Here is a 20,861-nt window from a genome sequence, read left to right on the forward strand (position 1 = left end):
AACGCTTCTTTGGCTGGATCAGTCGCAACCGCCGCCTTTGGAAAGACCCTGAGGCGACCCTCGCCTCGGCCCAAGCCTTCCTCTACGCCGCTGCCGTCATGATCCTTGTTCGACGGCTAGGACGCGCCTCATGACTTATCGGACGGACTCTAAGAAAACCCTCAGCTTGTTTAACCCAACGCGCAACTGGATGGTCAAGCATGAGATGATCAGCCACTTGCTGAGTAGCAGAATGAACTGGCTGCATTAGTTCCCAGTGGATATCGGGCTCGTCGGTTACGATCTGGATTGAGAAGTTTGCGCCGAGGCGGCTGCGGACCAACCAGTACAGTTCCTTGAATTCTGGAGGAGTAATGCTCCAAATCTTTTGCCCAAAGCCCTTTAGCGTATTTTCATGGCGGCCGGGCTCTAGTCGGACGGCTTGAGCCCGCAACTGAGCAGCAAACTCTCTCGAATTTTGCCCGAGCGTTATGTTGCAAGAACGCTCCGCAGGACCTCCAACCACATGCGTCATGGACGTCCAAGAGTAGATATTGTTAACTTTAAGGGAAACGATCCGGATAGTCATGTCCGCGGGCAAGCGGGATTCATCGATCTCGGACCAGCCCACAGTCAAGCCGACCGATTTCGGTACGCTCACCTGTTGCCTCTGGATCACAACCGATCGTTCTGCATCACCGCAATGTCGGTTTTTGAGATCAAAGACGGCTCGGATATGGATCAGATCGCGCCCCGCGCTGATCTTGCCGACAAGCCCTTCAACGGTAACTGGAATCGACCTCTTGTTTCTCCGCACAATGATGGTTCCGACGTTTGCACCCTTGTCAAAGGTCATGTCCGCACATAACAATTCGACGCGGATCGGTATCGTACTCCAATCTTCGTCTAAATCGGATATTTGGAAGCCTTCGCTACGTGTCTCTTGGTCGGGTTCTAAGGCAAGGTCGATTGTAATTCTGAGTGAATGACCTTCGATTGCAGGTCCGTGAGCTTGAATAGAGGGGTGACGCACGATTCGTGTCCCCTCATCGGGCCGCGATGCAGCTTCAAGGGCGTACGCAGTATTAAGATCATCTAACAGATAGGGCTCAAGATATTCCGAAGATGAAGGGGAAGCCTGTAGCGAAGGCGCCGCGACAACCAACTCGTCCAGTACATTGCGAATGCCTGGCATCTGCCTTAGACGCTCAACAATGTCACGCTGGGCATCGACACTTGGGACTGTGCCCACCACTAAGACTTGGTGGCCTCTAACCGAAATGATGATATAGCTGCGGCCATTGCGGGTGCGACGCCAAGAATTCGTGGAATAAGGAGGGACCAGGAGTTCCCGACTGTATCTTCGCGGAAAAAAGGCGTGGGCTTGGCGGTGACTTAGGTATCTCCTCGCCTGAATGAATTTTCGAATGTCTCTATCTATAGATATCCAGCCGTCTCTGTCATGCACCAAAATGCGAATACGGCCGGTGCAATCTGGATAGTCTTTCTCCAATTCGAGTAGTAGACTATGCCAGGCTTTAGACGAAAGATCAGTGCCAGATCCACGTGCCACTTTTCGCTTAATCCGTATGAGTGAGGGATGCCGACGAAAACGGCATGTGTGAGATTTCCGATCTCAGAATACAGTGAAGACGTCGGTGACCGGCGACGCGCCATCGCTTGTCAGATGGATCCGATAGACCCCAGGGGGCAGCTCGATCTCGCCGCGAAACTCATTGTCTTTTTTATTCCAGAGCCACCCCCTGGCTACGACTGCCCCGCTTCCTGTGTCGGAAACCACAAAACCCAGGCCTTGCCGGTATGCACCCGCTGACGCCTTGAGCTCAATGGGCAACCGCGCGGCGTAGGCATCTTCGATTTCGAGACCAAGCGAGACGGCGAGTCCCGAGCGGAAAGCTCCGTAGTCGATCTCAGAGCCGTCAAGACAGCCACAAAGATGGACCAGCGCAGCGTCGGCGTTCTGGAGCGAAGCATGTGCGTTGGCGACGAAAGAGGCAGCGGTATCGTCAGCCATTTCGATCGGAAGAGCTGACACCCGCGGCACCCTTCCGTCGCCACGGTGATCCTTCCCAGCATGACGCTTCAACAATTCAACCCCGTAGCGGGATGCGCGAGCAAAGTTCGCAGTTGCTTGCTCGGTGCCAATAAACGGTACGATTCTAAAATTTAGGCCGTAAGCCTCGATTGCCGCATTGGATGCCTGTGCCTCGCGAATATGATCGTGAAATCGGCGGGCGTCAGCGATACGATTAATTGATAGATTTGGAATACCGGATGCTTCCCCGAGCCGCACCGTTGACGAATCATTTTGCACGAACATCGGATAGACTGGAAGCAGTTGGTAAACCGAGGTCATGCTGCGGACGAGCTTCGAGACATCCGCCACTCCACCTATGATAAGTCCGTTGGATAGGGCGCCAAGCGCCTCGGGAGCGCCGCGAAACGGTGTGCCGAACGTGGCTAAAAGAGCCGTGTGGCGCCAGCCGTCGAGAACTTCGAGGAAGTGCCGAGCAACCAAGCCTCCCATCGAATGAGCGACGAGGACGAGGCGGGCCGAGCTGTTTCCGCTGCTCTCGCGCCAATCCTCCAGCCATTTTAGTGCCTGACGAGCAAGCGCTCGTGCGGCCACACGATTGTCCCGCCGCCAGTCATAGGCTAACTCGAAGAAGTTACGGCCGGGAACGAGGTTGAACCTATCGACAAGCGTCGTCCGAATCTTCGTGTAGCCGTCGATTTTCCAAAGCCCAGGGATCAAATGAAGGTCGGAGATCAGCCGGGTCGACGTGATGCCATCTCCGATATCGTCAATGTCAGGATCGTCACCAATTAATTCGAGCGCATTCAGCCGACTACCGAGCGTCGCAAGATTTCCGAAAAATACGCTAGGCGCGGTCCCCCATAATTCTGTGCCATCAGGACCAGCGAGGGCAGATCCCAGTATGCCGGGGATTAGTACAACGACATTCGGATATCTAGTCATATTCCCCACCGGCATATTTCGGCTGGATTCAGCGCCGATGCGCCTCAAAAGCGCTTAGTTAAGCTTGGATCCTGCGCTGCAGCGCAAAATCTGATCGCGTCGTGTTCGCTACCGAGACGAAGAGCATACTTAGAACATTCGACAGTTTTCTAGGATAGTTTCTACCGATAATCCTTTGGCTTCCCTAGTGTTAGGATTTCAAGATGGGGAAAGCCGCCAGCCGCTGTGCCAGCGGGTCAGCGCGTTGATTCCACCTGAACCAGCATGCGCATTTGAGCGTTGATTAAGGCTGTGTTGCCGCGATTAGCTACTACACGCCATATGCGCTCGGCGCTATCACGCGCTGCGGACGTCTAGGCCAACCGCTCGTTGTTACGCCTAAGCTAATCCCGGCGGCTGCCGTCGCGGACGTTTGTTAGAGCGTCTAGAATACTGACTTTATTGCGCTGTACGCTGGACGACCGCCGCCTCCGGCCGCTCCTGTTCGTCATGGGCCTCGTCGAACAACGGGATGGCCGTGGTGGCGCGCGCGCCGAAGGCCGTCTGCAGCTCCCGGCGCTTGGCCGAGTATGTCGCCGGATTGTAGTCCTCCAGGAGCCAGGCCGAGGAGCGCATGCTCTGCTCGGAGGACGAGGCGAAGGCGGCGGGTTGGCGGGCCGCGCGAGGCTGACCCGAGTGCCCAACAACACCTTTTGAGTTAGCCCGCATTGACTATCCGCCAGCTAACCTGCGTCAAATCTCAAAGCCGCCTATGCGGTATCTTCATTGCTGATCCGCAAGGCAACCCAATTTCTTGTCCTACCGTGGGACAAGCGACCCCTTACCGGCCAGGATCGGCACAATGTCCATTCTGACAGCACCAGAGACAGTGGAGCTTACCGGCGAAGCCCGTCGGCGAGCTATCGCGATCGCCAATGCAAATTGGTTTCGCGCCGTGGCGTGCAAAGCCCTCCGGGATGGCGGCCCAAAAGCCGAACTGCGGGCGGCCAACGCACGAGCCGCGGCGCGGATCGTGATCAAACACGCAAGGCGCGACGCCCTTGTCAATCGCATCACAACCGCTGCTATGGCTGGAACCCCAACACATTTCACCAGAGAAGGCAGACGGCTTTTACAGAGCTGAGGAGCCGACCGCGGGAGCATGAATGCCGGGGCCCGCGGTGCCGAGGCCTGCGAGAAGGCGTAGGCGGCTGGCTGGCGCGCCTCGCGGAACTGAACAGGAGGCTGCATAGACCAAGCGAGTGCTCTGCCCCGCAGGTCCCCACGCATCTCAGGCGTGAGGTCATTGATGAGGCGCAGGGCAGAGTACTCGCTCGGTCGAGTGTAGCCCCCGAGCGGACCGCATTACCCGATAAATAGTGGAAAACGCCGCGATGCTTCCGTCCGAGGACAATCAGGATTGATCTTTCCGTGGTTTCAGGCCTTGACAGACAACAGATCTGTACAAGGAGAACCAAAGATGGATGACGCTACGTCTCATGGGCCTACTGACCACATCGAGCTAACCGCCGACATCGTGTCGGCCTACGTCTCGAACAACTCGATCCCAGCGAGCGAACTAGCCAACCTGCTCGCCTCCGTGCACACAGCAGTAAGCGGACTCGCCGCAGGTGGCACTAACAAGGCTGCAGAAGACGCCGTTGAGAAGCCGACACCGGCTCAGATCAAGAAGTCGATCACACCGGACGCGCTCATCAGCTTCGAGGACGGCAAGCCCTACAAGACGCTGCGCCGGCATCTGACGCTTCGCAGCCTTACCCCCGAGGCATATCGGGCGAAGCACGGCCTTTCTGCCGACTACCCGATGACCGCTGCTAGCTACTCTGCACAACGGTCGGAGCTTGCTCGTAGCCTGGGCCTTGGGCAGCAGCGGAAGGGTCAGACCAAGGCTGCGGTAAAAGCCACGGAGGCGGAGGAGGCGGTTTCCGAAGCTGCCGTTGAGATGAAGCCGAAGCGCGCTGCACGTCCGCGCAAGGTGGCGGCAGGCAAGTAGAGCAATGACGGAGGGCGGCTAGGGTGCTGCCATCCTCCAAGACTTCACCGAGGTTGTGGCAGCCGCCGACGTCCTCTCTGCTCAGAACTGGCTAAGCCTCGCGCCGATGAGGGCTGCGGGGCTTCACGCACTGGAAGCGGCCGGTTTGTCAGGCAGCTTTCTTGCGGCCCTTCGCCGACGACTGCTCGTCCTCGCCGCGATCAGCGACCCGGCCAAGACCGATGGACTTTGCGAGCTCCGAGCGCCGTGCAGCGTACTCAGGGGCGACCATTGGGTAGTCGGCTGACAGGCCGAAGCGAGCCCGGTAGCTCTGCGGATTAAGCCCATGGCCGGTCAGGTGGCGCTTCAGGGTCTTGTAGGTCCTGCCGTCCAGGAAGCTGACGATGCCCTCAGGCGTCACAGACTTCCGGACCTGAGCCGCCGTCGGCTTTTCGACCTCGGGTTCCGCCGCACTCTGGGCAGTCCCGTTGCTAAGACCGCTGAGTGCCGCGTGGACGCTTCGGATCAGGTCCGGCAGGTCCGAAGGACGAACAGGGTTGTTCGACACGTAGGCAGAGACGATGTCGCCTGCCAGATCAAGGAAATCAGTCGATTGGGTATCTAAGTTCTCAGTCATAATACTCTTTGATTTTTTGCGCCCCCACAGTGGGCATATCGATGATTTTAAATCAGTAATCAAGCGAAGGCGGTCACTTTTTCTCAATTACATGCCTGACGTGCATTCAACGGATAGATCGCTTCGGCGAAGTTTTCAGACCCTCAACGGCTAAGCAGCCAGCGGGTCGTTCGTTATGGCTGCCTCTCCGAGCCACACCAGTACAGCATCGAGCGTGCCGACGGTGTGGTAGACCTTGATGAAAGTATATGGCCGCTGGGCTGGCAGTGGACCGTCCAGCAGCGCAGCTTGCCAGACGGGACGTCAGCGTCACCGACGTCTTGCTTGGCCGTTAGGGTGATAATTGCCGAGAGTAGGAATGAGCCTTTTTGCTCAACATCCAGCCTAGGTGTATCTTTGCCATTCTGCTTCTGAGAAGTAAGATCAAGTAATCATACGTTCCTTCAAATTCTTATAAACCACCGCTTCGCGCCAGAATCAGAAGCTGGCCAACCGCCGCAGTCGGACACGCTGCTCTTGACCATGCATAGTTATCTATTCTGCTGCGAGTGTTGCCCGGAAGCAGATACAGACCGTAGAGTGCCCCAAAAGCATGATAATGAACCGGACCGCTGCAAAGCGGGATTGGTCAGGTGCTAAAGGCCTCCGTCGATGCGGATCGCGATCATGGAGCCCTCGATGCGGACCTGATAGGTGCGCAGGTCGCGAAAGTGCCATCCCGGTGAAACGGCCCCGCCTGGCAGGGTGAACCAAGCCAGGTGCCGGGGACAGAACAGGCGGCCGGCGGCGCATCGCCCCAGGGCCAGGTCCGCGCCTTCGTGCGGACAGGCCCGCTCGGCGGCGAAGACCCGGCCCCCGTCCTGGACGAGCACAAGATGGAGGCCTGCCACACGGATGGGGAGGATCGCACGGTCCGCCAGCGCCTCGACCCGGCAGGCCCGGACCCAGGTTCCTGCCTCAGCCTCCAAGATAGGCTTGGCGCACATGGGGGTCCGCAATCAGCGTCGCGCCCGGCCCCGAAAGAACGATGCGACCGGTCTCCAGGAGGTAGGCGTAGTCGCAGAGTTCGAGGGCGGCGAACGCGTTCTGCTCCACCAAGAGGACTGTGGTGCCGGTGTCGCAGATCGCCCGGATGACGGAGAACATGCGCTCGACGATGTTGGGCGCGAGGCCGAGGGAGGGCTCGTCGAACAGGACTAGCCGCGGGCGGGACATTAGTGCGCGCCCGATCGCCAGCATCTGCTGTTCGCCGCCCGAGAGGGTGCCGGCCGCCTGGTGCCGACGCTCGGCGAGACGCGGGAACTCGCTGTAGATCCGCGCTAGATCGGCGGAGACCCCGGCAGGGTCACGCCGCAGGTAGGCGCCCATGGCGAGGTTCTCAGCGACGCTCATCTGCGGGAATACGCGGCGTCCCTCGGGGCAATGGGCGATGCCATGGGCCAGCACCTTGCGCGGATCGGTGCCGGTGATGTCCCGGCCGGCGAAGTGGATGCTGCCCGCGCGCGCCGGGATCAGGCCCGAGACGGCCCGGAGCGTCGTCGACTTGCCGGCGCCGTTGGCTCCGACCAGGGCCACGAGCTGGCCCTCCTCGACCCTGAGCGAGAGGCCCTTCAGAGCGGTCACCGTGCCGTAGCCGCAGACGAGGTCGCGGATCTCAAGCATCGGCCGCCTCCCGGACGGATTGTGCTGCCGCGCGGGCGGCACTGCCCTGGCCGAGATAGGCCTCGATCACAGCGGGATCGGACCGGATCACCGCCGGCGGTCCCTCCGCGATGAGGCGGCCATAGTTCAGCACCACGATGCGGTCGGAGACCTCCATCACCATCGGCATGTCGTGCTCGACCAACAGCAAGGTGACGCCGCGGTCGCGGATCGCGCGGATCAGGCGGACGAAGACCTGCGTCTCGGAGGCGTTCATGCCCGAGACCGGCTCGTCGAGGAGGAGCATGGCGGGCTCGGTCGCGAGCGCCAACGCGACCCCGACGAGGCGCTGCTCACCGTAGGCCAGGGCCCCGGCCTTCTCCTGGGCCCGGCCGGAGAGGCCGACCCAGTCGAGGAGTTCGCGGGCACGGTTGCGCAGGGCCGCCTCACCGGCGCGATCCCGCCCGAGCAGCGTGTCGACGAGGCGCGCGCGGCTGCGGCGGTGGAGGCCGATCATCACGTTGTCGAACACCGTGTCGTCGGGAAACACGCTGGTGCGCTGGAACGTCCGGCTCAGGCCCAGCCGGACGATCTCGTGGGGCTGCAGGCCGTGCAGGCTGGTACCGCGGAAGCGGACCTGTCCCTGACTGGGCTTCAGAAATCCGGTCATCACGTTGAAGGCCGTGGTCTTGCCGGCGCCGTTTGGGCCGATCAGGCTGACGATTTCGCCGGGGTGGACATCGAAATGCAGGTCCGCGATGGCGACTAAGCCGCCGAAGCGCACGCCGACATGGTCCACGGAGAGGATGGGGACTGCGCGTTCGCTCACGGCCGAACCTCCGCGGGGACAGGGCTGGAGGACGCCGCCGCGGGACGGCGGCGTGCGACGAGGCGGACTAGGCCCGGAACGATACCCCTCGGCATGACGAACTGGATCCCGATCAGCACGAGACCAAACACCATCCACTGCGCTTCCGGCACCATGACCGGGCGCAGTGCCACGGGGAGCAGGCCGAAGATCAGGCCGCCGACCACGGGGCCGAGCAACGTGCCCTTGCCGCCGCCCACCACCATGATGACCATCGTTACCGTGGTAGAGAACAGGAACACGTCGGGATCGATGATGCGCAGGTAGTGGGCGTAGAGGCTGCCCGCCGCCCCCGCCATCGCCGCTGAGATCACTGCCGCGAGGGTTAGCGTGCGAGTGGCGTTGATGCCGAGCGAGAGGGCGAGGGACTCGTTCTCCTTTAGGCCCCGCATGGCCCGACCGAAGCGCGAGGCCACGAGGCGCCCGATGAGGGCGTAGCAGAGCGTGCCGACCGCGAGGACGAGGTAGTAGTTCTGCAGCTTCGTGCGCAGGACCGTCGTGCCGAGGCCGGGAAGCCAGAGGCCAAGAGGCGGGATCCCCGTGAGGGCCAGGGGACCCTGCGTCAGCTCCACCCAGTTGAGTGCAACGAGGCGCACCACCTCGGAGAAGGAGATCGTCACGATCACGAAATAAGCGCCACGCACCCGGAAGGAGAGGCGTCCGACGAGGTAGCCGCAGGCGGCGGTCGCCAGCACGGCGAGACCGAACCCAACGGCCGGCGGCCACGGCTCGTGCACGACGCGCAAGCCGCCGAAGAGCTCGACGTCGAAGCCGAGGCTCGTGAGGGCGCTGACGTAGGCGCCGATGCCGAAGAAGGCGATGTGCCCGAGGCTGAGCTGCCCGGTGAAGCCGAGGAGCAGGTTCAGGCTCATTGCCGCGATGGTGACGATGCCCGTCGTGATCAGCGCGTTGAGCAGGTACGGGTCGTGGCCGAGCGCGAAAGGCAGGGCGGCGAGCGCCGCCAGGAGGGCGAGGGCGGGGAGTTGGCGCGTCCTGGAAGGCCGGGTCATCCGATGCGCTCCGCCTTGGCGAACAGGCCGGTCGGCTTGAAGATCAGCACCGCAATAATGATCAGGAAGCCCATGGCGTCCCGGTAGCCCGAGGAAATGTAGCCGGCGCCCAGTTCCTCGGCGAGCGCCAGGATGAAGCCGCCGATGGCGGCGCCGGTGACGTTACCGAGGCCGCCCAGAATGACGATGGCGAACGCCTTCAACTCGGCCATTCCGCCCATCTGCGGGAACACGACGTAGACCGGGCCGAGCAGGGCCCCGGCTGCCGCCGCGAGGCTCGAACCTATGGCGAAGGTCGCGGTGTAGATCAGCCGCACGTTGACGCCCATCAGGGCGGCGGTGTCGTGGTCCTGGAAGGTGGCCCGCATGGCGAGCCCGAGCCGGGTGCGGTTGATCAGCCAGTAGGTCAGGCCGATCAGCACAAGGGCCGCTCCGAGCACGAACAGGCGCAGCCAGGACACCGATACGGGCCCGAGTTGGAGCGGCGCGTCGGGGAACGGCGTCGGGATCGACTTGGCGACGCCGCCGAAGAGCCAAAGCGTGCCCGATTGCAGGACGATGCCGGCCCCGATCATGACCAGCATGGTGGTGTCCATGTCCGCGCCGCGCAGTGGGCGCAATAGGGCTAGGTCGAGGACCGCCCCGAGGAGGAGGCCGCCGAGGATCGCCGTCGGCAGGGCCGCGAAGAAGTTAAGACCCAGAGCCGTCACCGCCAGGTACATGACGTAGGCGCCCACCGTGTAGAGCGCCCCGTGGGTGAAGTTCACCACGTTCATGATGCCGAAGATCAGGGTCAGGCCGATGCCCAGGAGGGCATAGGTGCCGCCCAGGATCAGGGTGTTGAGGAGGTGCTGCAGAAATTCGTTCATGAGGGCCCTCGCCGGAGCGGACGGGAGCCCAGCCGGCCCGGAGGCGGGCGGCCGGGCATGGGAGCGGCCGGCGTTAGAGCTCGGGGACGACGACTTTGCCGGCGTCGATCTTCACGAGGTAGACGTCCGGCTTGCTCTGGCCGCTCTCGGACCCGGACGGGCCGGCCTTCGCGAAGCGGATCGGACCGTTAAGGCCGGTGAAGTCCACCGACCAGAAGCCCTTGCGAATCGCGGCGGCGTCGGCGGCGCCGCCCTTCTCGATGGCCGCCGCGATGGCGCGGATGCCGTCGTAGCCGCGGAAGCTCTCGGTGACGCCGGCGAACTCGAAGCCGCGCTTCTTCCACTCGCCGATGAAGTAGGCCGTCGCCGCCGGGTTCGGGGTCTTCTCGGGGTACCAGGGCAGGAAGGTGGTCAGGTGCATCGTCCCATCGGCCGCAGCCCCCGCCTGGGCGATTATCTGGTCTGGGTTCTGCGAGCCGCCGGTGGTGATGACCCGCTTCTTCAGGCCGAGGGCCGCCATCTGCTTGAATAGCAGTGTGAGCTGATCGACGGCGGCGGTGATCATGATGGTGTCGGCGTCCGACCCCTTCAGCTTGGAGAGCTGGGCGCTCATGTCCTGCGCGCCCTGATCCATGGTCTCCATGAGGCCGACGCTGACGCCCTTGCCCTTGAGCATCTTGGTAAAATCGGCGGCCGCCCCCCGGCCCCAGTCGTTGTTGATGGCGAGGAAGTCGACCTTCTTCAGACCGATCTTCTCCACCAGGGGCGCGAAAGCCTCAGCCTCCAGCGCCGAGGGCGGCGAGATGCGGAAGACGAACTGATTGCCTGAAGTGGTGATCTTGCCGGAGGACGAGGTCTCGACCAGCATCGCGGTCTCGTAATCGGCGAGCTTGGGCATCACCGCCAGGGTGAGGCTGGAGCCCCAGGCGCCCATCAGCACCGGCGTCTTGTCGCTGGTGATCAGCTTCTCGGCCACCGCCGCAGCTTCGGTGGGATTGCTCTTGTTGTCCTCGATGACGAGTTCGAGCTTCCGGCCCAGCACGCCGCCCTTGGCGTTGATTTCGTCCGCGGCGATCTTCGCGCCGTTGACCACGTAGGTGCCGGATGCCGCGAACGGGCCGGTCAGGGGCTCGTTGACGCCGATCCGGATCGCCTGGGCCTGGGCAAATCCCGCCGAGAGGCTGAGCGCGAGCGTGAGGGCGGGGAGTCTCGTGAGGCTGCTGCGCGTCATGGCGGGCTCCGGTCTCGGTGGGCGGATGGGAAGGCGAAGGCGTTGTGGAAGGCGGTCTGGCGAGGATGGAGGGGCGCTCAGGGGCGCCGCAGCGACGCCAGGAGGGCGGCGAGGCGCAGCCGGAACGGCGCCAGGAGCGTGGAGAGCAGGAGGTGCAGTGGGTTCAGGCCGATCGTCTTAGGAGCCGGAGCGCCTGAGAGCCGGGCCTCGAGGTTCCGGGTGAAGTCCGCACCGAGCCGTCCGGCGAGATCGCGTACGAGCCCGGGCCGGCCGAACTGCGCCAGCGGTCCCTTGAGGGTGTAGCCGATGGTGAGATCGACTCGGGTCGTGCCGGTTTCCTCACCCGCCATGACCCGGTAGCGGATCTCGCCCTGGGTGGCGGACCGGCCACCGGCATCGCTGCCCGCGCCGACGATGCGCCCCGACCGGGCCTCTTCGTCCCGGCTGATGCGGGCCCGCCCGCGGAATTGCGCTGTGATGGGGCCGATCCGCACCTGGAGGGCGCCCTCGACGGCCTCCGGGCTCGGTGGACCCGTCAGAACCGCCCCGGGAAGGCAGGCAGCCACGGCCTCCACGTCGCCGAACGCGGCGAAGACGATCTCGGGCGAATGCGCCACCCGAAACGACTGTTCGAACCGGTGAGCGGGAACGAAATCCGCCCCGAGATCCGCAGTCGGCAGCGTAGCCATCGCCGGAGGGCTCGCCGCCGCGCGGGGCAGCGGGGTTCGGGCCGCCGCGACCGACGTGCCGGGGCGGGCTCCGATGGGTCCGAGGAGGCGGTGCGCACCGGTCTCCGGCGCGATACCCCGGGCCCGGCGCTCGGCAATGACGCTGTGCACGGCCCGGACGATGCCAACATAGCCGGTGCAGCGGCAGAGATTACCGGAGAGGCCAGCCCGGATCCGGCGCTCGTCGGCCTCCGGCAGGCGTAGGACGAGATCGCGGGCGGCGATGAGCATGCCGGGCGTGCAATAGCCGCACTGCAGGGCGTGCTCGCGGTTAAACGCAGCGCGCAGCTCGCCGGCGACCGGATCGTCGTCGAGCCCCTCGATGGTGACGATCTCGGCGCCGGCGCAGGCCCCCGAGAAGGTGAGGCAGGCGCGGGCCGGCTCGCCGTCGAGGAGCACCGTGCAGGCGCCGCAGACCCCGTGCTCGCAGCCGAGATGCGTGCCGGTGAGATCGAGGGCTTCGCGCAGGACGTCGCCGAGATGCGTGCGCGGCTCGGCGCGCAGGCTCCGGGCCCGGCCGTTCACGGTGAGGTCGAGGGGAAGGCGGTCGTCGCGAAGGGCGGCCGATGCGGTACTCATGCGGCCTCACTGACGGTACGAGTGGGGGACGGTGGCAGGGCGGTGGAAGGGCGCGGGGCTGCAGCTTGGGCGACGGCGCGACCCAGCACGGTGACGTGGACGTGACGTGCCACCGCGTCCGTCATGCCGGCCTGCCGCAGGACAGCCTCGGCGGCGCGGGCGTCGAAGCGCTCGCCGAAATCCCGGCCGATGCGGCCGCCGAATAGGTCGCGCGGGTCCGGCACCAGCAGGGGCGCGCGCTCAATGGCGCCGATTACCACCCGGGCGCGCCCCGCATCGGGCTCGATCCGCACGGCGCCGATGGCGTGGGCGAACTCGCCGATCTTGGAGCAGTGCTTGGCGTAGCCCCAGGCGGCGCCGGGACTCAGGGCGGAGATCCGCACCGCCACCAGCATCTCACCGGGCGCCAGGGCTACGTCGAGGGCGCCGGTGACGAAGCGTTCGAGGGTCAGGCGCCGCCGTCCGGAGGCGGAGGCCAACTCGACTTCGGCGCCGAGGGCGACCAGCGCACTGACCCAGTCGGCGGCGGGGTCGGCATGGACCAGAGAGCCGCCGATCGTGCCCCGATTGCGCACCGGCCGGTAAGCGATAGCCGTCGCCACGCGGGCCATGGCCCCACCTGTGATGTCCGGAACGCGCCCGTCCTCAATGTCCGCGTGGGTGATGCAGGCGCCGAGCACCAGGGTGTCGCCCTCGATGGCCGCGCGGCGCAGCTCGGGGACGCCCGTGATGTCGAGGACGCGGTCGGGCTCGGCCAGACGCAGGTTGAGCATCGGGCCGAGGGACTGGCCCCCGGCCATCAGCTTCACGCCGTCTCCGGCCTCGGCCAACCGGGCCAGCAGGGCGGCGAGGTCGCCGGGGCGCTCGTAGGCGAAGCGGGCGGATTTCATGCGGCCTCCCGGGGGCGTGCGAGGGTGGCTGCGCGGGCCTCCAGTACGGCCTCGACGATACGGTGCTGGCTTACCGGCGCATGCAGCATCGTCGCGCCGAGTGGGCGCAGGGCATCGTTGATCGCGTTGGCCAGGGCCGCCGGCGGTGCGATCGCCCCGCCCTCGCCGATGCCCTTCACGCCGAACTGCGTGTAGGGCGAGGGCGTCGCCATGTGGTCGATGCGCGGCTCGGGCACCTCGGCGGGACCCGGCAGGAGGTAGTCTGCGAAGGTCGAGGCGAGGGGCTGCCCGCGGGCATCGAAGCGCATCTCCTCGTAGAGGGCCGTGCCGATCCCCTGCGCGAGGCCGCCATAGATCTGGCCGTCGACTACGAGCGGGTTCACCAGAGTGCCGCCGTCCTCGACGATGACGTAGTCGAGGATCTCCACCGCACCGAGATCGGGATCCACCGCGACGACGGCCGCGTGGGCCGCGTACGAGAAGGTGCCGGAATCGCGCTGGGGCTTATAGCCGGCAGTGACTTCGAGCCCGCCGGCATCGACGTCGCGGGCGAGATCCTGCGGGCGCCGGTACCAAGTGTGCGCGATCTGCGCGAGACCGATGTCACCCGAGGGACCGACGACGCGGCCAGCCTCGAAGCGGCAGGCCGCCGTGTCGGCCTGGAGCAGGTGCGCGCCGATACGCAGGGCGCGGTCGGCGAGTTCGCGGCAGGCCGCCGCCACGGCGCCGCCCGCCATCACCATCACGCGCGAGCCCCAGGAGCCGGTGGAGTAGGGCGTCATCGCGGTGTCGCCGTGAACGACCCGCGTCCGTGACACCGGCACCCCGAGGATCTCGTGCGCCACCTGGGCCAGTGTGGTCTCCAGCCCCTGGCCGTGAGAATGCGCTCCGATCCTAAGTTCGAGGCCCCCGTCGGGCGTCAGGCGGGCGCCGGCCTGCTCGTGGCCGGGCACCATGGGGATGCCCCAGCCAGAATAGACTGACGTGCCGTGCGCCGCCTGCTCACAGTAGATCGACAGCCCGAGGCCGATCCGGCGCCCGTCAGGCTCGGGCGTCCGCTGGCGCGCCCGCACGGCCTCGACGTCGATGGCCGCAAGGGCGCGCCGGAGTGCCTCCGGGTAATCGCCGCTGTCGAAATGCTTTGCCGTGATGTTGTCGAAGGGCATCTGGTCGGCGCGCACAAGGTTTTTCTCCCGGACCACCCAGGGCTCCAGGCCGGCCTCGGCCGCCACCGCGTCGAGGATCAGCTCCATCGCGAAACAGACGCCGGTGCGAGCGACCCCGCGATATGGCAGGATCGGGCACTTATTGGTGGCGACCGACCAAGTCCGGCAGCGATAGGACGGGAAGTCGTAGGGGCCGGGCAGGATGCTCGCCACCTGCGCGGCCTCCAGGCAGGCCGAGAAGGGGTAGGCCGAGTAGGCGCCGGAATCGACGGTGGCCTCGCAATCGATGCCCCGCAGGGTGCCGTCACGCTCGGCATAGGCCGTGATGCGGTAGTGATGCTCACGGCAATTCGCGTTGGCGGTGAGGTGCTCGCGCCGGTCCTCGAGCCAGCGGACAGGATGGCCGACCCTGAGCGCCAGCCAGGCGAGGCAGACGTCCTCGGCGAGCAGGATGGCCTTGTAGCCGAAGCCGCCCCCGACGTCGGGCGAGACGATGCGCAGGCGTCCCTGCTCGATCCCGAGACATTCGGACAGGCCGTTGCGCACGATGTGCGGCATCTGGCTCGCCGTGTGGACCACAAGCTGGTCGAGGCGGTGGTCGAGATGCACCACCGTGCCCCGCCCCTCGATCGGCGCCATGCACTGGCGGCCCGTGGAGAGGGTCCGCGAGACCCGGATCGGCGCGTCGAGGGCGGCCGCGAAATTCACGTCGACGAAGGTCTCCAGGAAGACGTTGTCGCCCCAGTGCTCGTGGACCAGGGCGGACCCCGGCGCGCGAGCCGCCTGCATGTCGTGGACCGCCGGCAGCTCCTCGAGGTCGAGGACGACGGCCGCGGCGATGTCCTCGGCCTCGGCCCGGGTCGGGGCGAGGCAGATCGCCAGGAGTTCGCCGACCTGGCGCACCTTGTCCTTCGCCAGGACTGGTTGCTCGGAGACCTTGAAGCCAGCGAGCCCCGAGACCGCCCGGATCGGCTGCACGTCCGCGAGGTCGGCCGCGGTGAAGACCTGCCCGCGATAGGCCTCCGGAATCTGGATGGCCCGGATGCGGGCATGCGCGAGGGGGCTACGCACGAAGGCGACGTCCTGTAGGCCGGGCAGGCGCAGGTCGCCGACATACTGTCCGCGCCCACGCATAAGGCGATCGTCCTCTTTGCGAGGCAGGCGGGCGCCGACGCCCTCGGTGAGCGGGCTCGCATCGGTCATGCGGACAGACCTCCGTCGGACAGGCCCGCGACGAGGTCTAGGGCGGCACGGACGAGGGCGCCGCCGGGGCGGCGCAATTCGTTCAGGATCGAGAAATGTTCGGCACCGGCCACGGGCAGCAGGGCCCCCGGCGCGTGATGTGCGCTACGCAGGGCATGTAAGTCGCGGGCATCGCGGACCAGAGCCGGGCGTTCAGCGGTCCCGTAGGCAATAGCCAGGGGCTTGGCCACGACCGGCTGGCGCAGGGGCGAGAGACCCGCGACCTCCGCATCGGTGAGGCAGAGGGCCTCGTTTAGGCCCGTGTCGCGGATCGGTCCGAGCTCGTAGACGCCCGAGATCGCCAGCCCCGCCACCACGGCGGGGTGATGGAGTTGCGAGGCGGCGAGATGGGCGCCGGCCGACCACCCGGCGAGCACCAGGGGACCGGCAATGCCGTGCGCCGGTCCGTGCTCGGCCAGCCAGTCGAGGGCGAGGCCGATCTCCGAGACGATCCGGGTGAGGCTCGCCTCTGGTGCGAGGGTATGGCCCGGCATCGCCACGGACCAGCCGGCCGCGGCCGGCCCCTCGGCGAGGCAGGCGAAGAGATCGCGGGAATTGCGCTGCCAGTAGCCGCCATGAATGAAGACGAGGCAGGGTGAGGCCGGGTCGGCGGCCGGGTAGAGGTCGAAGGCCGTGCGCGGCGCGGGCGCATAGGAAATGTCGAGCGCCGCCGGATGCGCGGCCCGGTAGGCTGCGGAGGCCGCGTTGCGCGCGGCCGCCTGGGCGGCGGCATCGGCCACCGCGCCGTTGTTGTCGTAGGCGGCGTCGCGGGCGGCCCGGTCGAGGCGCGCCCAGGCCCACCGAGGGTCAGATGGCAGCGGGTTCTCCGGCGTCTGGTGGTCGCCCATGCTGTCGGTTTCCCTACGATCGTATGCCTGCATGCCCGGGGTTAGGCCGCGATGGCCTGGGGCAGGATCGGTGAGTCGGCGTCGAAGCGCTTTCCGGCGCGCAGGCAGAAAGCCGGCTGCAGCAGGCGCTGGGCGATCACCTGGGTGTCCTCGTTGTCGCGCAGGAGGAAGCGGCCGCGATGGTCGTGCAACACTGAGACGTCGGCGGCGAAGCCCGGTGTCAGGGCGCCGATGCGGTCGGAGAGGCCCAGCATTTCGGCCGGGTTCTGCGTCACCATCGGCACGACTTGTTCGAGGCTGAGCCCGAGCGCCATCATCGAGCTCATGGCCTGGGTCAGGCTGAAGCGGGCCTGGCCGAGGAAGGGGTGGTTCTCATCATCGTGGTGCTCGTCGGGCGTCCCCGCCGGCCGCGGCACCTCGGTGTTGTAGCCATGCATGTCCGCCCCAAGGGTGTAGGGCACGACGCCCGCCGGCAGGGAGGCGCGGGCGACCCGGTAGGAGAAGTGGCTGCCATGCCCAACATCGACTCGCAGGCCGGCCTCCATCGCCGCCCGGATGATCGGGTGGACCACGCCCTCTTCGTTAATGAAGCCGCCGGGATGGCGGGTGAATGGGTGAGCGAGGTAGTCCCCGGGGCGCAGCAACGGGATCACCCGCTCCATGATCGTGTTGGCGTCCTCGCCGTTGGCGCCGCTCTCGGGCAGGCCCCAGAGCTGGCCGAAATGCACGTAGAGCGGCAGGTCGGCGCGCCGGCTGATCTCGGCCGCCATCTCCATCACCTTGATGCCCCAGCGGGCGAACCCGCCGATCTCGGCGTGGCCCTTGATGCCACGCACGAGGTCGCGGTTCTCCACCGCCGACTTCACCGTGGCGTCGATGTCGACGCCGTCCGGGCTATAAAGATTGGGATAGAAATGTCCTTCGAGACCGCCGACCAGATAGGCCGACAGGAAGGCGTAGATCCGGGTCTCGGCCGGCTCGGCAATGAAGTGGCGGAAGCCCGGTAGGGTCATACAGGACGCGCCGCCCTGGTCGATGACCGTGGTCACGCCCGAGCGCACGCCGACCATATCCGGCGGCAAGCCGAACCGGCCAGTCACGTACTGGTAGACGTGTCCATGCGTGTCGATCAGGCCCGGCAGGACCAGCTTGCCCGCGACGTTGACTACCTCGGTGGCGGCAGAGGGGATAATGCTGTCCGCCACCGCCGCGATCCGCCCGTCACGGATGGCGACGTCCTTGAGGCCGTCGATACCAGAGGCCGGGCAGATCACCCGGCCGCCGCGCAGCAGCATGTCGTAGCGTCCACCGTCCATTCGGCGTCCTCCAGCGTCTCGCATCGCCCTGCGCATCGCCTAGACGGGCAGATGCGAAGTATGCTTCGCATCTGCCCAAAGCATGGTATGTGCCAGGAGCCGTTCGGGATGCGGATCGCACGGGGAGGCACAGGACGCGGATGGACGAGATCGGGCCGGTCGATGCCGGGACGGTACTATCGCCGGAGCGCGTTCAGGAGCCCGGGCGACCCTGGCCCCTGCCGGAGCGGCCGGGTTTTCTGATGCGGCGGCTGCATCAGATCCACGTCAGCCTCTTTTCCGAGCGTTGTGGCGCATTCCGCGTCACTCCGCTGCAGTATAGTCTGCTCTCTCTGCTGGCAGAGCGGGGCGAAGCCGATCAGACGACCTTGGCCAATTCGGTCGCCTTGGACCGAACGACGACGACCGGGGCTCTGAAACGCCTCGAAGCCCGCGGCTTTATCGAACGGACGGCGTCTCCAACCGACCGGCGCGCCCAGTGCTGTCGCCCGACCCAGGCGGGGCGCGATCTGCTTGAGCGCATGGAAGAGGCCGCACGTCAGGCGCATGACGCGACCCTCGAGCCCCTCACGGGCCCCGAGCGGGAGACCCTGATCCGGCTGATGAAAAAAATCACTACAGTCCATCAACAACGGCAGAGCGGCGAGAGTGCGGCGATCTAATTCAGCACCACTTGTTGCGGAAGATAACCATCGAAAAACGGCAGCCTCTTTAGTCTAACGTGTCTCTTTCAACATCTTTTCCCACTAGAAATTTCAGAACGCCGCAAACCAAACACTGGCGATGAGTAGCGGGAGATAACCTAAACCATCGCCCCAAGAACGAAATAACGTTCCACGTCATGTATTGAAATCGGGCGCCCCATTAATTTCCGAGGCCCAAAAATTGTCTTGAATGGCAAGTCTCACCAAGCTAGACGCTCGTTACCAACTCGCTTAGTTATCGTTTAAATACTAGGCTTATAACTAGACCGGGAACTATCAATTTTTTAAAAGAAACCTTAGTTCCGGAACCTAATAAATTTATAGATTGTTCAGAACTGACGCACCATCGAGCAAAACAACGACGGCACCGAGCGTGCCAAAGGCGTGATCGATCCTGCTGAACGGATGCGGTCGCCTCTCCGGGGGCGGGTCGTCCAACAACTCGGCGTGCCAGACGAGGTGCGATCGAGTTTTCGGCAAGATGTGTGGCCAAATCTGAGCCGGCTTCCGTACGCCTCAGCCAACCCGCAGCAAAAGAGCGATGGCCGCCACCGCGATGACTGCGAAGGTCGCCAAAATTCCACCTCCGCGATAAGCGAACTGCCGGGGAGAGTTCTTCGGAGCAAACATTCCGAACGGATGCAGCACGCGAGCAATCAGCAGCACGATCAGGAGGCTGCGCACCACACCTGAGCTGCCGCCCGCCGCTTCCAGCAGAGCAATGACGAGGAGCGCCAGTGGCACGTATTCCCCGAAATTGCCTGCGCGCGGATGCGCTTTTCCAGGGTCTGGTTCCCGCCATCCCCATGCAGGACGTCCGCCGACAGGCGGCCGGCGACCACCCAGGACGAGAGCCCGACATAGAGAAGTGCGAATACGGCTGCATAGAAGGCTGTCACGGCGGGATAGGTCATAGGGTCGCTCCGGTGAGTGGGGCTCGATTGGGCAGGTTCAGTGGCGCGGGTCGCCGGGTTGACCCGACCTCAGCGAAGCCCCTGGGACGTGCGGCTCGGGTCATCGGCCGGGTCGATGTAGTTCAGGCCGAAGGGACCCATTCCGTTGACCTGCAGCTCCACCGGCTCGCCTGTAGTCCAGAGGGCGTGCGGCATCTCCTGTGGCAGGTAGACAAAGCCACCGGCGCGCAGAACCTTGCCGGCGCTCTTGTTCAGCGTCGCGCCATGCTGGTGGTAGATCGAGCCGGCCAGGATGGTCAGCGTCTCGGCCTGGGCATGTGTGTGCGGCGCGATCACGGTGTCGGCGGGAAACTTGATGCGCAGCACGAAGGGGCCGACCTTGGCCGGATCGCCCGCCACCCGGCTGATCTGCGTGCCCTTGGGCAGGTTAGCCGGTCCCGGCTCGTAGACAACGCTGGCCGCGTCCGGGACTGTGACGGCGTCATGGCCGATGTGGTCGCCTGCCTCAGCGAAGGACTCGCTCGCAACGGGGACCAACAGGATGGCAGCGATCAGGGTTCGTGCGAGCGAGCTCATGCGGCGTCCTTGCATTGGGGGAAAGAGCGGTCCGCCGGATCTTAGCGCCCGGCGCTGGGCTCGTGGATCGGACAGCCATTGAAGCGTTGGCGAAACTCGGCCGAGTGCCTGTAGGGCGCGTTGCGAGCGCGGTTGATGTTGCCCAGGGGCTTATGGGCGGCGAGCCCCGTCCAGATGCTGAAGCGCATCTCCTCGTCGACNCGAGTGCCTGTAGGGCGCGTTGCGAGCGCGGTTGATGTTGCCCAGGGGCTTATGGGCGGCGAGCCCCGTCCAGATGCTGAAGCGCATCTCCTCGTCGACGGCCTGGACGCGCGTCGCATCCCAGCTGTCCTGCGGCTGGACGGTGATCTGCCCCACGCGTTGGAAGGGGGCTTCCGCCTCGTTCCACTCCACGGTCGGGTCCTCGACAGGCTGGCGCTCGAGATCGCGGCAAAGTTGGACGCGGAATTCCCAGACGCCCTCGATGGCGCGCATCTCGGACTGCACCGTCTCGCGGATCGCATCGGGGCGACCGGACGCATCGATCTCGTGACCGGTCAGCGCGGTGAGCGCCGGGGCAACTGGAGCGACCGAAAACTTGGCGACGTAGTTGCCGTACCGGAACGGCGTGACGCTGTAGTAAGTCTCGCCGAGCGGGTCGACGTTGGGGGCACCGCCGAGGGACGCCAGCGTCGTGCTCTCCACGCCCAC

At 65.2% G+C, this 20,861-nt stretch carries 18 protein-coding genes and 4 pseudogenes; 3 read left to right on the plus strand and 19 right to left on the minus strand.

The genetic code is table 11. The annotated features are described in order from the left end of the window. Positions 1-134, plus strand: a pseudogene (locus ASF58_RS26120) (IS5/IS1182 family transposase); the annotation flags it as partial. Here ASF58_RS26120 and ASF58_RS26125 read toward each other — a convergent pair. The 3 genes from ASF58_RS26125 to ASF58_RS26130 form a co-directional block, all read right to left on the minus strand. Beyond that, positions 83-1,552 carry a hypothetical protein gene (locus ASF58_RS26125; RefSeq protein WP_156375756.1) on the minus strand — a complete coding sequence of 490 codons (1,470 nt, stop codon included), beginning with the start codon at positions 1,550-1,552 and terminating at the stop codon, positions 83-85. The pseudogene ASF58_RS26120 and the gene ASF58_RS26125 overlap by 52 nt on opposite strands. A 63-nt stretch (positions 1,553-1,615) precedes the next feature. Next, positions 1,616-2,980, minus strand: coding sequence for a hypothetical protein (locus ASF58_RS25220; RefSeq protein ID WP_162242073.1), 1,365 nt, complete (start codon positions 2,978-2,980; stop codon positions 1,616-1,618). A gap of 438 nt (positions 2,981-3,418) precedes the next feature. Continuing rightward, entirely contained in the window at positions 3,419-3,595 is a 177-nt protein-coding gene (locus tag ASF58_RS26130) for a hypothetical protein (RefSeq protein WP_156375757.1), read from the minus strand. Between the two features lie 844 nt (positions 3,596-4,439). Here ASF58_RS26130 and ASF58_RS16225 point away from each other — a divergent pair. Next, complete coding sequence (locus ASF58_RS16225) at positions 4,440-4,973, plus strand: MucR family transcriptional regulator (RefSeq protein ID WP_055954638.1); 534 nt, start codon at positions 4,440-4,442, stop codon at positions 4,971-4,973. Between the two features lie 148 nt (positions 4,974-5,121). Here ASF58_RS16225 and ASF58_RS16230 read toward each other — a convergent pair whose 3' ends face one another. The 12 genes from ASF58_RS16230 to ASF58_RS16285 form a co-directional block, all read right to left on the minus strand. Continuing rightward, positions 5,122-5,589 (minus strand): MucR family transcriptional regulator, encoded by a 468-nt coding sequence (locus ASF58_RS16230; RefSeq protein ID WP_055954640.1) that lies wholly within the window; start codon positions 5,587-5,589, stop codon positions 5,122-5,124. 635 nt (positions 5,590-6,224) lie between these two features. Then, positions 6,225-6,575 carry a Rieske (2Fe-2S) protein gene (locus ASF58_RS16235; RefSeq protein WP_055954643.1) on the minus strand — a complete coding sequence of 117 codons (351 nt, stop codon included), beginning with the start codon at positions 6,573-6,575 and terminating at the stop codon, positions 6,225-6,227. Continuing rightward, positions 6,547-7,251, minus strand: a complete 705-nt coding sequence (locus tag ASF58_RS16240) for an ABC transporter ATP-binding protein (protein WP_055954646.1) — start codon at positions 7,249-7,251, stop codon at positions 6,547-6,549. Before ASF58_RS16240 ends, ASF58_RS16235 begins: the two co-directional genes overlap by 29 nt. Continuing rightward, positions 7,244-8,059 carry an ABC transporter ATP-binding protein gene (locus ASF58_RS16245; protein ID WP_055954649.1) on the minus strand — a complete coding sequence of 272 codons (816 nt, stop codon included), beginning with the start codon at positions 8,057-8,059 and terminating at the stop codon, positions 7,244-7,246. Before ASF58_RS16245 ends, ASF58_RS16240 begins: the two co-directional genes overlap by 8 nt. After that, positions 8,056-9,108 carry a branched-chain amino acid ABC transporter permease gene (locus ASF58_RS16250; protein ID WP_055954652.1) on the minus strand — a complete coding sequence of 351 codons (1,053 nt, stop codon included), beginning with the start codon at positions 9,106-9,108 and terminating at the stop codon, positions 8,056-8,058. Before ASF58_RS16250 ends, ASF58_RS16245 begins: the two co-directional genes overlap by 4 nt. Further along, the gene (locus ASF58_RS16255) at positions 9,105-9,977 is read right to left on the minus strand and encodes a branched-chain amino acid ABC transporter permease (protein WP_055954655.1); all 873 of its coding nucleotides are present in this window, start codon (positions 9,975-9,977) and stop codon (positions 9,105-9,107) included. The genes ASF58_RS16250 and ASF58_RS16255 overlap by 4 nt, the downstream gene beginning before the upstream one ends. A gap of 73 nt (positions 9,978-10,050) precedes the next feature. Beyond that, positions 10,051-11,208: an ABC transporter substrate-binding protein gene (locus ASF58_RS16260; RefSeq protein ID WP_055954658.1), complete on the minus strand. Its 1,158-nt coding sequence runs from the start codon at positions 11,206-11,208 to the stop codon at positions 10,051-10,053. Between the two features lie 77 nt (positions 11,209-11,285). Further along, positions 11,286-12,515: a 2Fe-2S iron-sulfur cluster-binding protein gene (locus ASF58_RS16265; RefSeq protein ID WP_055954661.1), complete on the minus strand. Its 1,230-nt coding sequence runs from the start codon at positions 12,513-12,515 to the stop codon at positions 11,286-11,288. Next, positions 12,512-13,405, minus strand: a complete 894-nt coding sequence (locus ASF58_RS16270; protein ID WP_055954663.1) for an FAD binding domain-containing protein — start codon at positions 13,403-13,405, stop codon at positions 12,512-12,514. Before ASF58_RS16270 ends, ASF58_RS16265 begins: the two co-directional genes overlap by 4 nt. Further along, entirely contained in the window at positions 13,402-15,774 is a 2,373-nt protein-coding gene (locus tag ASF58_RS16275) for a xanthine dehydrogenase family protein molybdopterin-binding subunit (RefSeq protein WP_055954666.1), read from the minus strand. The genes ASF58_RS16270 and ASF58_RS16275 overlap by 4 nt, the downstream gene beginning before the upstream one ends. After that, positions 15,771-16,661: an alpha/beta hydrolase gene (locus ASF58_RS16280; protein WP_055954669.1), complete on the minus strand. Its 891-nt coding sequence runs from the start codon at positions 16,659-16,661 to the stop codon at positions 15,771-15,773. The genes ASF58_RS16275 and ASF58_RS16280 overlap by 4 nt, the downstream gene beginning before the upstream one ends. A 41-nt stretch (positions 16,662-16,702) precedes the next feature. Further along, entirely contained in the window at positions 16,703-17,977 is a 1,275-nt protein-coding gene (locus ASF58_RS16285) for an amidohydrolase/deacetylase family metallohydrolase (RefSeq protein WP_055954672.1), read from the minus strand. A 242-nt stretch (positions 17,978-18,219) separates the two neighbouring features. Here ASF58_RS16285 and ASF58_RS16290 point away from each other — a divergent pair, with 242 nt between their 5' ends. After that, positions 18,220-18,639: a MarR family transcriptional regulator gene (locus ASF58_RS16290; RefSeq protein ID WP_244477364.1), complete on the plus strand. Its 420-nt coding sequence runs from the start codon at positions 18,220-18,222 to the stop codon at positions 18,637-18,639. Between the two features lie 558 nt (positions 18,640-19,197). Here the strand turns inward: ASF58_RS16290 and ASF58_RS16295 are convergent. From ASF58_RS16295 to ASF58_RS27240, 4 genes and pseudogenes are all read right to left on the minus strand, one after another. Next, positions 19,198-19,595 (minus strand): annotated as a pseudogene (locus ASF58_RS16295) (MAPEG family protein). Positions 19,596-19,664: 69 nt separating this feature from the next. Further along, positions 19,665-20,171 (minus strand): cupin domain-containing protein, encoded by a 507-nt coding sequence (locus ASF58_RS16300; RefSeq protein WP_055954678.1) that lies wholly within the window; start codon positions 20,169-20,171, stop codon positions 19,665-19,667. Between the two features lie 41 nt (positions 20,172-20,212). Then, a pseudogene (locus ASF58_RS27235) lies at positions 20,213-20,371 on the minus strand (catalase); the annotation flags it as partial. 1 nt (position 20,372) lies between these two features. After that, positions 20,373-20,861: pseudogene (locus tag ASF58_RS27240) on the minus strand (catalase); the annotation flags it as partial.

The organism is Methylobacterium sp. Leaf125 (assembly GCF_001423085.1).
Taxonomy (GTDB): domain Bacteria; phylum Pseudomonadota; class Alphaproteobacteria; order Rhizobiales; family Beijerinckiaceae; genus Methylobacterium.

What these genes read in the sequence shown, in the direction of transcription:
- ASF58_RS25220 (WP_162242073.1), bottom strand. Translation starts at nt 2,980, where the DNA reads ATGACTAGATATCCGAATGTCGTTGTACTAATCCCCGGCATACTGGGA.
- ASF58_RS26130 (WP_156375757.1), bottom strand. Translation starts at nt 3,595, where the DNA reads ATGCGCTCCTCGGCCTGGCTCCTGGAGGACTACAATCCGGCGACATAC.
- ASF58_RS16225 (WP_055954638.1), top strand. Translation starts at nt 4,440, where the DNA reads ATGGATGACGCTACGTCTCATGGGCCTACTGACCACATCGAGCTAACC.
- ASF58_RS16230 (WP_055954640.1), bottom strand. Translation starts at nt 5,589, where the DNA reads ATGACTGAGAACTTAGATACCCAATCGACTGATTTCCTTGATCTGGCA.
- ASF58_RS16235 (WP_055954643.1), bottom strand. Translation starts at nt 6,575, where the DNA reads ATGTGCGCCAAGCCTATCTTGGAGGCTGAGGCAGGAACCTGGGTCCGG.
- ASF58_RS16240 (WP_055954646.1), bottom strand. Translation starts at nt 7,251, where the DNA reads ATGCTTGAGATCCGCGACCTCGTCTGCGGCTACGGCACGGTGACCGCT.
- ASF58_RS16250 (WP_055954652.1), bottom strand. Translation starts at nt 9,108, where the DNA reads ATGACCCGGCCTTCCAGGACGCGCCAACTCCCCGCCCTCGCCCTCCTG.
- ASF58_RS16255 (WP_055954655.1), bottom strand. Translation starts at nt 9,977, where the DNA reads ATGAACGAATTTCTGCAGCACCTCCTCAACACCCTGATCCTGGGCGGC.
- ASF58_RS16260 (WP_055954658.1), bottom strand. Translation starts at nt 11,208, where the DNA reads ATGACGCGCAGCAGCCTCACGAGACTCCCCGCCCTCACGCTCGCGCTC.
- ASF58_RS16265 (WP_055954661.1), bottom strand. Translation starts at nt 12,515, where the DNA reads ATGAGTACCGCATCGGCCGCCCTTCGCGACGACCGCCTTCCCCTCGAC.
- ASF58_RS16270 (WP_055954663.1), bottom strand. Translation starts at nt 13,405, where the DNA reads ATGAAATCCGCCCGCTTCGCCTACGAGCGCCCCGGCGACCTCGCCGCC.
- ASF58_RS16275 (WP_055954666.1), bottom strand. Translation starts at nt 15,774, where the DNA reads ATGACCGATGCGAGCCCGCTCACCGAGGGCGTCGGCGCCCGCCTGCCT.
- ASF58_RS16280 (WP_055954669.1), bottom strand. Translation starts at nt 16,661, where the DNA reads ATGGGCGACCACCAGACGCCGGAGAACCCGCTGCCATCTGACCCTCGG.
- ASF58_RS16285 (WP_055954672.1), bottom strand. Translation starts at nt 17,977, where the DNA reads ATGGACGGTGGACGCTACGACATGCTGCTGCGCGGCGGCCGGGTGATC.
- ASF58_RS16290 (WP_244477364.1), top strand. Translation starts at nt 18,220, where the DNA reads ATGCGGCGGCTGCATCAGATCCACGTCAGCCTCTTTTCCGAGCGTTGT.
- ASF58_RS16300 (WP_055954678.1), bottom strand. Translation starts at nt 20,171, where the DNA reads ATGAGCTCGCTCGCACGAACCCTGATCGCTGCCATCCTGTTGGTCCCC.